Raw genomic sequence first — 12,349 nt, 5'->3', positions numbered from 1 at the left:
AATAGACAGTAGGGGCCCAGCCCCCTACTGCAGAGGTGTTGCTAAATCGTGCGGCGACGGGTTAAGGCAACGCCCGCACCGATTAGCGCCCCAACGATACCCCACATAATCATCAGGAAGGCTCGGCGTGGGCTATCACGTTTTACCGGTTCTTCCGGCGTACGCAAATAACGATAGGTCTGAAAACGAGGGTCCAGGGTCGGCCCCACATTAAGCGTATTCAACATTGCCCGATTTTGAAAGTAGTCCAAATCGAACGCAGGGCCAACCGCTTGCAGATTTTCAAGACGCGCCTGCAACATAGGGCGACCGAGTAAAAAAAGCTCTGAGTCCGGTAATTCATCCGCCGGGACATCCGTCGCGCTACGAGAAATATTATGTTGTTCCGCAATTTTGAGCGCCTGCTCAATACTGTTTACACGACGCGAATAGATCGCTTTCGCAACCTCTTCCTGCCGTTTGACCTGGGCTTTCATCTGCACGGTACGCGCAGCCCAGGCACCTTTTAATTCATCATTCAGATGGCTCGCCGCCCGCTGGCTGGCGAATGCAACATACTGACGCAGCAAATTATTGGCGTCCGGCGCAGTTTCAGCAATCAGCTTCACATTGTCGTTGATGGCGCGTGTAAAATCGCCGGGCGTAAACTGTATGTTATTGATCAGTTCATCAAGCATCGCCGCATCAGCTTTGCTATTCCCGACCATTCGCTGCTTGTAATAGTCCGTCTGTAACCAGAAATCGCGACGCGTATCCCAGGAGGCAAGTTGCATGATGAACTCTTTATACGCTTCATCCATCACTGAGGGTTTATCGGAAGAAGCAGGATCGGTCTTAATATCCAGGTTGCGCAGAAACTGCTGCTGGGAGTAATAACCGCCCAACATATTTACGGTTGGGCGATCGGTGATCGCCGTCGCACTCCACTCCTGACGAGCAAAAAAGGTATAGGCTAACGCGATAAGGGCAAATAGCAGGCCAATGCCGATAATCCAGAATTTGCCAGCCCATAAAGTACGAAACAACCCGCGAATATCCAGTTCATTTTCAGCGCTCACCGCGCGTGCCCCCGGTAATGGTTGTGTCATCGTATCCTCATTTACTTGGTTAAGTTTGGCCGGTTCTCACGTTGCCTGCGCAGGCGACGCTTCACACGCTTAATAAATCTCGCCACCTTCCAGGCCCGCTTAATGCAGTAGCCATAGAGGAAGAATGCTAGCAAAAAGAGCACCAACATAACCCATTCAGGAACAAAATGAGAGTATTCTGCCGTTACGCCTACTCCCGCCAGAATCGCCGCTGCGAGCGTAATAAGAACAAATGCCTGGCGGGAAGTAAACCCTGCTCGCATAACCAAATGATGAATATGTTGGCGATCAGGGGAAAAGGGGCTCATCCCTTTACGCAGACGGCGATACATAATCGCCACCATATCCATCAATGGAATAGCGATAATCCATAGCGCGGTAACCGGACTGATAGAGTGAGTTTTCCCCTGCGTCGTTTCCAGTAAAAGCCAGATGACGGTAAAGCCAATCAGTGTACTACCGGCATCGCCCATAAAGACTTTATAACGCCGCCCCAAAATACCGAGATTAAGCATAATGTAAGGCAGAATCGCGGCGATCATGGCAAAGCACCACATTGCCAGACTAGTCTGACCATCAAACCATAAAATCAGCCCCATCGCCGCAAATGAGACGCTGGATAACCCACCCAGCAGGCCGTCAATACCGTCCACCATATTGAAAGCGTTGATCGCCGCCCATACCGCAAACAGGGTAAGGAAATAGCCAAAGGGGCCAAGCACTAACTCCCAAGGCCCAAAGATGTAACCAAGGCTACCTAAGTGAAGTTTTGCGATAACCATCATTACAACCGCAATAACAGCCTGAACCACAGCACGAATTTTTACACTGATATCAAAACGGTCATCCATCGCACCAACAAAAACCAATACACCAGCGCAAATAAGATATAGCGATAAGTGCGGTATGTAGTAATCCGAGAGGCCAAACATAAAGCAGATTCCTGCAAACACAGAAATCCCGCCGACTAATGGGATAACACCCTGATGTCGTTTACGAAAGTTTGGTTTATCCACTAAACCAATTTTTATGGCTACTTTTCGCGCAAGAAAAATAAAAATGGTCGTGAATAAAAAAATACTGATTAGCTCAGATAAAGCGGTGAGTAACTTCACAGTGTATGTGCTCTCAGCATATATCATTTCCTTAAAGTATAATGCGTTACGCCAGCTCCTAGAAGAGACCTGTTAGAACATTACACTTTTTACCGCAAACAATGTGTATTGTGCATGGTGTTACTCTGTAGCGCATATCCCGATGACCAGTTTATATGACATGACGCTAAGATGAATCGCAAAACAAAAACGCCACGTAAAAACGTGGCGTTTTCAGGTAAAGACCAGGTTATGAGCGCTTCATCATCTCGAAAAAGTCGTCATTAGTTTTGGTCATCGCCAGTTTGTTAATGAGGAATTCCATCGCGTCAATTTCACCCATCGGATGGATGATTTTACGCAGGATCCACATTTTCTGCAGCTCTTCCTGAGTGGTGAGCAGCTCTTCTTTACGGGTACCGGAACGGTTGTAGTCGATAGCCGGGAAGACACGTTTTTCAGCGATCTTACGCGAGAGGTGCAGCTCCATGTTACCGGTGCCTTTAAACTCTTCGTAGATAACTTCGTCCATCTTGGAACCGGTATCGATTAGCGCCGTCGCGATGATAGTCAGGCTACCGCCCTCTTCCACGTTACGCGCCGCGCCGAAGAAACGCTTCGGACGATGCAGGGCGTTAGCATCCACACCACCGGTCAGTACTTTACCGGAAGCCGGCACCACGGTGTTGTAGGCACGCGCCAGACGGGTGATGGAGTCGAGCAGGATGATGACGTCTTTCTTGTGTTCAACCAGACGTTTCGCCTTCTCGATAACCATTTCGGCAACCTGAACGTGGCGGGATGCCGGTTCGTCAAAGGTAGAGGCAACAACTTCGCCTTTCACCAGACGCTGCATCTCGGTCACTTCTTCCGGACGTTCGTCAATCAGCAGCACCATCAGCACGCAGTCTGGGTGGTTATACGCGATGCTCTGCGCGATGTTCTGCAGCAGCATGGTTTTACCCGCCTTCGGCGGCGCGACAATCAGACCGCGCTGGCCGCGACCGATCGGCGAAGCCAGATCCAGAACGCGCGCCGTTAAGTCTTCGGTAGAACCGTTACCACGCTCCATACGCAGACGAGAGTTTGCGTGCAGCGGGGTTAAGTTCTCAAAGAGGATTTTGTTACGGGCGTTTTCCGGTTTGTCGTAGTTAACTTCGTTAACTTTCAACAGCGCAAAATAGCGTTCACCTTCTTTCGGCGGGCGAATCTTACCAGAAATGGTATCACCAGTGCGGAGGTTGAAACGGCGGATTTGGCTGGGGGAAACGTAGATATCATCAGGACCGGCGAGGTAGGAGCTGTCTGCAGAACGGAGGAAACCAAATCCATCCTGCAATATCTCCAGCACACCGTCGCCAAAGATATCTTCGCCACTCTTTGCGTGCTGCTTCAGGATGGCAAAAATAATGTCCTGCTTGCGCATACGGGCCAGGTTTTCCAGCCCCATACTTTCGCCGAGAGTGATCAGCTCAGAAACCGGCGTATTCTTTAATTCGGTAAGATTCATAATGGTGTGAGTTCTTAAACTTGGGGTAAATCTCGAACTTAATGTTGTGAATGGTATGGCAGGGTCATCCATGCCTGTTTACGGCTATCAACTCATGTCTGTTCGCTGTCTGGTCACAGGAAAGTACGCAGAACTGAAACGACAAGACGGAATGAGCGAAGAGCCAGGAATCTTTCCACTTCTCGTGCGAGAAAAAACGGGAAGTGACGGATAAAACCAGATTCAAACTTAATAAGGTATGTTTAATTCGAAGTCAATACTAACTTAGCACGACTCAGACCGGGCGTCCAGAGATCCTGACAATTTAAGAATAACGTAAGGACAACAGACGCCACGAAACTGCCTGATACCTTAATCATTCGTCGAATGACAGACGCCTGACCATACAGCGCCTTTGTCATTCGACGTATAAAAGGTATTACGCCAGATTGGCGTCGAGAAACTCTTTCAACTGACCTTTAGACAGTGCGCCTACTTTGGTTGCCGCCACTTCGCCGTTTTTAAACAGCAGCAGAGTCGGAATACCGCGGATGCCATATTTAGGCGCAGTACCTGGGTTCTGGTCAATGTTCAGTTTGGCAACGGTCAATTTGCCCTGATATTCGTCAGCGATTTCATCCAGAATCGGAGCGATCATTTTACACGGCCCGCACCACTCTGCCCAGAAATCAACGAGGATAGCCCCGTCCGCTTTGAGTACATCCGTGTCAAAACTGTCGTCAGTCAGGTGAATAATTTTATCGCTCATATATAACTCCACAGGAATAAGCCTGGCGTGTTGGTGTAGCATTAACCAACGAGGTGCTGATGTTAACTTCGCCAACAAAGGTTGACTTTATTTCACCGGATACGCTTTCGTAAAGCAATAGTAAGCTGATATTCTACCACACTATGAGCAAAACACATTTAACAGAACAGAAGTTTTCCGACTTCGCCCTGCACCCACAGGTGGTTGAAGCCCTTGAAAAAAAAGGGTTTTATAATTGTACGCCCATTCAGGCACTGGCCCTTCCGCTAACGCTGGCGGGTCGTGACGTTGCAGGGCAGGCGCAAACCGGTACCGGGAAAACGATGGCGTTTCTGACGTCAACGTTTCATTATTTACTTTCTCATCCCGCGATCGACGATCGCAAGGTGAACCAGCCGCGCGCGCTGATCATGGCGCCGACGCGTGAATTAGCCGTACAAATTCACGCAGACGCGGAGCCGCTGGCGCAAGCGACAGGCTTAAAATTAGGCCTGGCTTACGGCGGCGATGGTTACGACAAGCAGCTTAAAGTGCTGGAAAGCGGCGTTGATATTCTTATTGGTACGACGGGCCGACTGATCGACTACGCCAAACAAAACCACATTAACCTCGGCGCCATTCAGGTCGTCGTACTCGATGAAGCCGATCGCATGTACGATTTGGGCTTTATTAAAGATATCCGCTGGCTGTTCCGTCGTATGCCGCCGGCTACGCAGCGTCTGAACATGTTGTTCTCAGCCACCCTGTCTTATCGGGTTCGCGAGCTGGCGTTTGAACAGATGAACAACGCCGAATATGTTGAAGTGGAACCGGAGCAAAAGACCGGCCACCGCATTAAAGAAGAGCTTTTCTATCCCTCTAATGAAGAGAAAATGCGTTTACTGCAAACGCTGATCGAAGAAGAGTGGCCGGATCGCGCCATTATTTTCGCCAACACCAAGCATCGTTGCGAAGATATCTGGGGACATCTGGCGGCAGATGGCCATCGTGTTGGTCTGCTGACCGGCGACGTCGCGCAGAAAAAGCGCCTGCGGATTCTGGATGAGTTCACCCGCGGCGATCTGGATATTCTTGTGGCGACCGATGTCGCGGCGCGCGGGTTGCATATCCCCGCCGTAACGCACGTCTTTAACTACGATCTGCCAGACGATTGTGAAGACTATGTTCACCGTATCGGTCGTACCGGTCGCGCTGGCGCCAGCGGACATTCCATCAGCCTGGCTTGCGAAGAGTATGCGCTGAATCTGCCCGCTATTGAGAGCTATATCGGCCACTCGATTCCGGTCAGCAAATACAATCCGGAAGCGCTCATGAACGATCTGCCCAAGCCGTTGCGCCTGACGCGTGCGCGTCCTGGCAATGGTCCGCGCCGCGCTGGCGCTCCGCGTAATCGTCGTCGTTCAGGTTAAGAAAAGTTATGCCATACACAAAATCATTTAGCCTGTATCAAGGCGGCAAGAAAACAAATCCCGATGAGCGTACTTTAGTAAATGATTCAGGGGAGTGTACGCAGCCAACACGGATACAGGTTGAAGGATGAAGTGTATGAATTCCACCTCGTTGTATGCCGCCATTGATCTCGGTTCCAATAGTTTTCATATGCTGGTCGTGCGCGAGGCGGCGGGAAGCATCCAGACGCTGACCCGAATAAAACGCAAGGTGCGTCTGGCCGCGGGTCTGAACAACGACAACCACCTTTCGGCCGAAGCGATGGAACGCGGCTGGCAATGCCTGCGTCTGTTTGCTGAACGTTTGCAGGATATCCCGCAGCCACAAATCCGCGTGGTTGCCACCGCAACATTGCGTCTCGCCGTCAATGCGGGTGAATTTATCGCGAAAGCGCAGACTATCCTTGGTTGTCCGGTGCAGGTTATCAGCGGCGAAGAAGAGGCGCGGCTGATTTATCAGGGAGTCGCTCATACCACCGGCGGCGCAGATCAGCGACTGGTGGTGGATATCGGCGGCGCCAGCACTGAACTGGTTACCGGCACTGGCGCGCAAACCACGTCGCTGTTTAGCCTGTCGATGGGCTGCGTAACGTGGCTTGAACGCTATTTTAGCGATCGTAATCTGGCGCAAGAAAATTTTGATGACGCGGAGAAAGCCGCGCGCGATGTACTGCGTCCGGTCGCCGATGAACTGCGTTTTCATGGCTGGAAGGTCTGCGTGGGTGCCTCCGGCACCGTACAGGCATTGCAGGAAATCATGATGGCGCAGGGGATGGACGAGCGCATTACGCTCGCCAAACTGCAGCAGCTAAAACAACGCGCGATACAGTGCGGGCGTCTGGAAGAGCTGGAAATCGAAGGCCTGACGCTGGAGCGCGCGCTGGTTTTCCCAAGCGGGCTGGCTATTCTGATCGCGATATTTACCGAGCTGAACATCCAGAGCATGACGCTGGCAGGCGGCGCGTTACGCGAAGGGCTGGTGTATGGGATGTTGCATCTGGCGGTAGATCAGGATATCCGCAGCCGCACGCTGCGGAACATTCAGCGTCGGTTTATCGTCGATACCGATCAGGCAAATCGCGTGGCGAAGCTGGCAGATAACTTCCTCAAACAGGTAGAAAATGCCTGGCATATTGAGCCTATCAGTCGTGAACTGTTGCTTAGCGCTTGCCATTTACATGAGATCGGTCTGAGCGTTGATTTTAAACAGGCGCCCTATCATGCCGCCTATTTAGTACGCCATTTGGATCTGCCTGGCTATACGCCCGCGCAGAAAAAATTGCTCGCCACCCTCTTACTGAATCAGACCAATCCGGTCGATCTCTCTTCGCTTCATCAGCAAAACGCGGTACCGCCCCGTGTTGCGGAACAGCTATGCCGTTTGCTGCGACTGGCGATTCTTTTTGCCGGTCGCCGTCGTGACGATCTGGTACCAGAAATTACGCTACAGGCGCTAAATGAAAATCTGACGTTAACCTTACCTGGCGACTGGCTGGCGCATCACCCGCTGGGTAAAGAGTTGATTGATCAGGAAAGCCAGTGGCAAAGCTATGTACACTGGCCGCTGGACGTTCGCTAACCGTAGTTTGATTGCCGGATGACGCTTCGCTTATCCGGCCTACGATTTCGCTCGCTTTGCCGCCATCATGGCTTTCAGATTAGCCAGATGACTTTGCCCTTTTTGCATTCGCTCCTCAGCGCTTACCACTTTGCGCTCCTGCTCCCAGATTAAATCATCCTGCGGCAGTTCTAACAAGAAGCGACTGGGTTCCGGGCGCACCAACTCCCCATACTGACGGCGCTCTTTACATAATGTAAAGGTGAGCTCTTTCTGCGCGCGAGTGATCCCGACATAGGCCAGCCGACGCTCTTCCTCAATATTATCTTCGTCAATGCTGCTTTGATGCGGCAAAAATCCTTCTTCCATTCCCACCATATAGACATACGGGAATTCCAGTCCTTTCGACGCATGAAGCGTCATCAACTGTACCTGATCCAGCTCTTCTTCGCTCTCGCCGCGCTCCATCATATCGCGCAGCGTAAAGCGTGTAACCACCTGGGTGAGCGTCATCGGCTCATCGAGTTCGTTGCCTTCCAGCATCTCAGTCATCCAGCTAAAGAGCTGGTTAACGTTTTTCATACGCATTTCCGCCGCTTTGGGGCTCGGCGAGGTTTCGTACAACCAGGATTCATAGTCAATACCGTGGATGAGATCGCGCACGGCGGCGACAGGCTCGCGTTCGGCCAGACGCTGGATTTCCCCCAGCCAGTGGGTAAAACGCGTCAATGAATCGTAACCACGTCCGGTCAGCTTCTGGCTAAGCCCCATATCAAAGCTGGCGGTAAACAGGCTTTTATTACGCGTCATTGCCCATTCACCCAGCTTTTGCAGAGTAGCCGGACCGATTTCGCGTTTTGGCGTATTCACGATGCGCAGGAAAGCGCTGTCATCATCCGGGTTGGTCAACACCCGCAGATAGGCCAGCAAGTCTTTAATCTCCGGACGGGAGAAAAATGAGGTGCCGCCGGAAATTTTGTACGGAATGCGGTTCTGCATGAGGAATTTTTCAAATACCCGCGACTGATGATTCCCGCGATACAGAATGGCGTAATCCTTGTACTGGGTCTTGTTCACAAAGTGATGGGCAATCAGTTCGCCGGTAACGCGCTCAGCTTCATGCTCTTCATTGTTTGCGCTTAACACTTTGAGTTCCGCGCCGTAACCGAGTTCGGAAAAGAGGCGCTTTTCAAAGACGTGCGGATTATTGGCGATGAGAATATTTGCCGCTTTCAGGATGCGGCCCGAAGAACGATAGTTTTGCTCCAGTTTAATCACCTGCAGCGCCGGAAAGTCCTGGCTCAGTAACACCAGGTTTTGCGGACGCGCCCCGCGCCAGGAGTAGATAGACTGATCGTCATCGCCTACGACCGTAAAGCGCGCGCGTTGCCCGACCAGCAGCTTAACCAACTCATACTGGCTGGTGTTAGTATCCTGATATTCATCCACCAGCAGATAACGAATTTTATTCTGCCAGCGCTCGCGCACCTCGTCATTGCGTTGCAGCAGCAGCGTCGGCAGCAAAATCAAATCATCAAAATCGAGAACGTTACATGCCTTCATATGGGCGTCGTAAAGCCCGTAGCAGTGGGCAAAAATACGATCGCGTTCACCTTTCGCCCCCGCCGCTGCCTGTGCAGGCGTTTTGAGATCGTTTTTCCAGTTGGAGATCGTGGAGATCAGCTGTTGCAACAGAACCTTGTCGTCTTCGATCAGGCCTTCGGTCAGCTCTTTGAGCAAGGCGACCTGGTCGGTATCGTCAAACAATGAAAAGTTCGATTTCATCCCCAGCGCAGCGTACTCGCGCTTAATAATATCCAGCCCTAGCGTATGAAAGGTGGAGATCATCAAACCGCGCGCTTCCTTACGGCCGAGCGTCTGCCCGACGCGTTCTTTCATCTCACGCGCGGCCTTGTTGGTAAACGTCACCGCCGCAATATGCCGGGCCTGATAGCCGCATCCGCGGATCAGGTGGGCGATTTTATTGGTAATTACGCGAGTTTTACCAGAACCCGCTCCTGCCAGCACCAGGCAGGGTCCGGTGACGAATTCGACAGCGTGTTGTTGGCCGGGATTTAAACGCATGGGAATAGTGCTCAATCTTCGAACGGGGGAGGGATTGTAGCAGAAAGCGAGGCTCAGAGAAGACCAGGCTGCTTTTTCAGGCAGCCTGGAAAAGGTCAATCAGCAGGCTCTGGCGGCAAGCGGCGTATAGCCATTACGCTGTGCGCTCTTGATCCAACTGTAAGAACCCATTAGCGCGATCGCCGTCAGCAGAACATACTCAAGCGACATCGCATAAACGCCCTGTACTGCATAGATCACGACGCTAATTACATCAATAATCACCCACAGCAGCCAGTTTTCCACGTACTTGCGGGTCATCAGCACCATCGCCGCAATCGACAACACCAGCATGGTGGAATCCCAGAACGGGAACGCATCCGGCTGGAGTTCAGGCATCGCCACCTGCATACCTACCGTTTGCAGCAGAGCGAGCATAACGCGGGTCAACATAGCGAAGACCGGATCGATAAACCACGTCATCAGCAGAATGGCGATAATACATACGCCCCCCAACCTCCATGTTTGTTGACGAGAAAGCCAGCGTACTTTCAGAGCGGCTTCCCGGGCGTCATTCTGCCGGCTCCATGCGTACCAGCCGTAAATATTCGCCGCAAAGAAAAACACCTGAAGTAGCAAGCTGGCATACAGTTGAATCTGAAAAAAGATGGCGGCAAACAGAGTGACGTTAATCAAACCAAACAGGTAATTAACGATTTTTTCCCGGCTGGCGCACCAGATGCACAATAAGCCAAAGACGGTGCCGATAGCCTCAATCCACGACAGCGCATACCCACCCTCGCCGAGAGGAATGTTGACCATTACATTGTTAATGCTGAAAAAGTCCATCATTGCTCTCCTTGCAAACTATCGAAATAAATGGCCTGAAGCGCCAGAGAAATTTGGCGCTCTTCACCTTGCTGGCACAAGGTTTCCTGCTGAACATAATGGTTAATGCTGCTCTCCAGACAACCACTATGCGCGACGACCACGTTTAGCAACGACGCGGTACGCAGCCCTCGTAACGCCCCCACCACCATCAGCGCGGCGGTTTCCATATCCGCGCCGAGAACTCCCCTGGCCGACCATTCGGCATCCAGTTCAGCTTCGCGATCGGTATAAAAACTGTCATGGCTGCGCACCAGCCCGCAAACGGCAGAGATGTTCATCTGTTTCGCCTGCTGTATCAGCGTGGCGGTAAGATACGGGTCCGCACAGGCCGGATAACTGGCGGGCGCATAGGTTTTGCTGGCGCCGTCGTCAGCCACCGCGCCGTGGGCGATGATCACATCGCCCAACGCCAGCGAGTCCTGCAACGCGCCGCAACTACCGATACGGATTAGCGTGTTGACGCCAACCTGGCGTAACTCCTCAATGGCGATAGCGGTTGACGGTCCGCCGATTCCCGTGGAGAGCACGACTATTTCAACCCCCTGGTACCAACCGCGCGCCGCGCGAAACTCCCGGTTTTGCCCCAGAATCTCAGCCTTATCAAGAAAACGGGCGATTCTATCCACCCGCCCGGGATCGCCGGGCAAAAGCGCATATTTCGCGCGGGTCATGCTTGTGTTAAGCCGAATATGGGGTTGCATCTCCCGTCTCCTTATTGTTCTGAGAGGTTCAGATTTCCGCCTCCTGTTTGAGTTTTTCAGGAGCCAGTAAAATGATCCGCTCACCGTCGGTATCGATAATGTTCAGCGATTTCAGATCGTGCAGTATCCGGTTGATACTGCGCGTCGTCGCCGCAAATTCCTGACCAAGATTCTGCTTATCAAGCAAAATAGTGGTTGATTCATATTGTTGATAACGCAGCCATAATGCCTGGCATACGCGCTGATGCAGCGAGTACAAATTGTCGCTACTGGCCTTTTTCGACAACTGGTAATACTGTTGGCTGAAAAACCGCAGCATTCGCTGGTTAAAGTGGTTATCCAGCGTCAGCCAGCGGCAAAAATGCGCTTGCGGCAGGCTGAGTAGCTGTACATTGCCGACGGCTACGACAGAACAGATGTAATGCCGCGACTCAAATATCTCTAGCTCGCCCAGCATATCTCCTTTGCCATAACGCGCCTGCCGGTAACGGCGTCCATCTTCAGCTTCGTAAAAAACATCCACTTCGCCGGCCACAATGAGTGAAAATTGCTGGCATATTTCCCCCTGGCGGCAGATAAGCGCGCCACGGGAAATGTCGTCAAATCGCCAGCACTGCATGATTTCCAACGGGCAGTATTTAAGTAATTCATAGAGCACTGGGTCGCGTACGACCTGGCGTAGCCCTAAAAGCCAGTCGTCTGGAAATTCTGCGTTTTTCATTATGTTCATGGTATCTCGCCCCTTGTCAGAAAGGACAGGACCGCCGTCCCGCACATCCGAAATACGCCCGCTAAAAATGCCGCTTATCTCCCGGTTCATTAAATCAGGCGGGACATCTGTCCTGTAATGGCGAAGAGTATATGTCTGACGGCCTAAGGAGTGATAAAGTGACGGCCAATCTTTGCGACGTGAGAACACAATAATGGCAAAAATGGCAGCAGCACTGCATATCCTTGTAAAAGAAGAGAAACTGGCATTGGATCTTCTGGAGCAAATTAAAAACGGCGGCGATTTTGAGAAGCTGGCGAAGAAGCATTCTATCTGCCCATCCGGTAAAAAAGGCGGTCATTTAGGCGAATTTCGTCAGGGCCAGATGGTTCCGGCATTCGATAAAGTAGTCTTTTCCTGCCCGGTACTGGAGCCAACCGGCCCGCTGCATACTCAGTTCGGTTACCACATCATTAAAGTATTGTATCGCAAATAAAAAGCCGGGTGGCGGCTACGCCTTACCCGGCCTACATCGTCT

12 protein-coding genes are annotated in these 12,349 nt (G+C 51.8%); 3 read left to right on the top strand and 9 right to left on the bottom strand.

Annotated elements, in window-relative coordinates; translation table 11 throughout:
- Positions 1 to 41: 41 nt before the first annotated feature.
- The 5 genes from wzzE to trxA form a co-directional block, all read right to left on the bottom strand.
- Positions 42 to 1,088: an ECA polysaccharide chain length modulation protein gene (gene wzzE, locus ACLJPQ_RS20225; RefSeq protein WP_000193413.1), complete on the bottom strand. Its 1,047-nt coding sequence runs from the start codon at positions 1,086 to 1,088 to the stop codon at positions 42 to 44.
- Positions 1,089 to 1,099: 11 nt separating this feature from the next.
- The gene (wecA, locus tag ACLJPQ_RS20220; RefSeq protein ID WP_000771937.1) at positions 1,100 to 2,203 is read right to left on the bottom strand and encodes a UDP-N-acetylglucosamine--undecaprenyl-phosphate N-acetylglucosaminephosphotransferase; all 1,104 of its coding nucleotides are present in this window, start codon (positions 2,201 to 2,203) and stop codon (positions 1,100 to 1,102) included.
- 229 nt (positions 2,204 to 2,432) lie between these two features.
- Entirely contained in the window at positions 2,433 to 3,692 is a 1,260-nt protein-coding gene (rho, locus tag ACLJPQ_RS20215) for a transcription termination factor Rho (RefSeq protein WP_001054532.1), read from the bottom strand.
- Positions 3,693 to 3,779: 87 nt separating this feature from the next.
- The gene (locus ACLJPQ_RS20210; protein WP_134820045.1) at positions 3,780 to 3,863 is read right to left on the bottom strand and encodes a rho operon leader peptide; all 84 of its coding nucleotides are present in this window, start codon (positions 3,861 to 3,863) and stop codon (positions 3,780 to 3,782) included.
- Between the two features lie 247 nt (positions 3,864 to 4,110).
- Positions 4,111 to 4,440, bottom strand: a complete 330-nt coding sequence (gene trxA, locus ACLJPQ_RS20205; protein ID WP_001280776.1) for a thioredoxin TrxA — start codon at positions 4,438 to 4,440, stop codon at positions 4,111 to 4,113.
- Positions 4,441 to 4,583: 143 nt separating this feature from the next.
- Between trxA and rhlB the strand changes: the two genes are divergently transcribed.
- On the top strand, positions 4,584 to 5,849 hold the full coding sequence (rhlB, locus tag ACLJPQ_RS20200; RefSeq protein ID WP_061424544.1) for an ATP-dependent RNA helicase RhlB: 1,266 nt from the start codon (positions 4,584 to 4,586) through the stop codon (positions 5,847 to 5,849).
- 136 nt (positions 5,850 to 5,985) lie between these two features.
- Complete coding sequence (gene gppA, locus ACLJPQ_RS20195; RefSeq protein WP_061424542.1) at positions 5,986 to 7,467, top strand: guanosine-5'-triphosphate,3'-diphosphate diphosphatase; 1,482 nt, start codon at positions 5,986 to 5,988, stop codon at positions 7,465 to 7,467.
- Positions 7,468 to 7,506: 39 nt separating this feature from the next.
- Here the strand turns inward: gppA and rep are convergent, their stop codons facing one another.
- The 4 genes from rep to ACLJPQ_RS20175 form a co-directional block, all read right to left on the bottom strand.
- Positions 7,507 to 9,531, bottom strand: coding sequence for a DNA helicase Rep (rep, locus tag ACLJPQ_RS20190; RefSeq protein WP_001238842.1), 2,025 nt, complete (start codon positions 9,529 to 9,531; stop codon positions 7,507 to 7,509).
- A gap of 99 nt (positions 9,532 to 9,630) precedes the next feature.
- Positions 9,631 to 10,359 (bottom strand): nicotinamide riboside transporter PnuC, encoded by a 729-nt coding sequence (pnuC, locus tag ACLJPQ_RS20185; RefSeq protein ID WP_020838007.1) that lies wholly within the window; start codon positions 10,357 to 10,359, stop codon positions 9,631 to 9,633.
- Entirely contained in the window at positions 10,359 to 11,102 is a 744-nt protein-coding gene (locus ACLJPQ_RS20180) for a nucleoside phosphorylase (protein WP_001182428.1), read from the bottom strand. The genes pnuC and ACLJPQ_RS20180 overlap by 1 nt, the downstream gene beginning before the upstream one ends.
- Before the next feature lie 28 nt (positions 11,103 to 11,130).
- Positions 11,131 to 11,832, bottom strand: coding sequence for a Crp/Fnr family transcriptional regulator (locus ACLJPQ_RS20175; protein WP_001024340.1), 702 nt, complete (start codon positions 11,830 to 11,832; stop codon positions 11,131 to 11,133).
- A 193-nt stretch (positions 11,833 to 12,025) separates the two neighbouring features.
- Between ACLJPQ_RS20175 and ppiC the strand changes: the two genes are divergently transcribed.
- On the top strand, positions 12,026 to 12,307 hold the full coding sequence (ppiC, locus tag ACLJPQ_RS20170) for a peptidylprolyl isomerase PpiC (protein WP_001096806.1): 282 nt from the start codon (positions 12,026 to 12,028) through the stop codon (positions 12,305 to 12,307).
- The last annotated feature ends 42 nt before the right edge of the window (positions 12,308 to 12,349 follow it).

This window comes from Salmonella sp. SAL04213, from assembly GCF_046550535.1.
Classification (GTDB): domain Bacteria; phylum Pseudomonadota; class Gammaproteobacteria; order Enterobacterales; family Enterobacteriaceae; genus Salmonella; species Salmonella enterica.
Note: the sequence above shows the minus strand (reverse complement) of the source record. Positions and strands in the feature narration are given on the sequence as shown.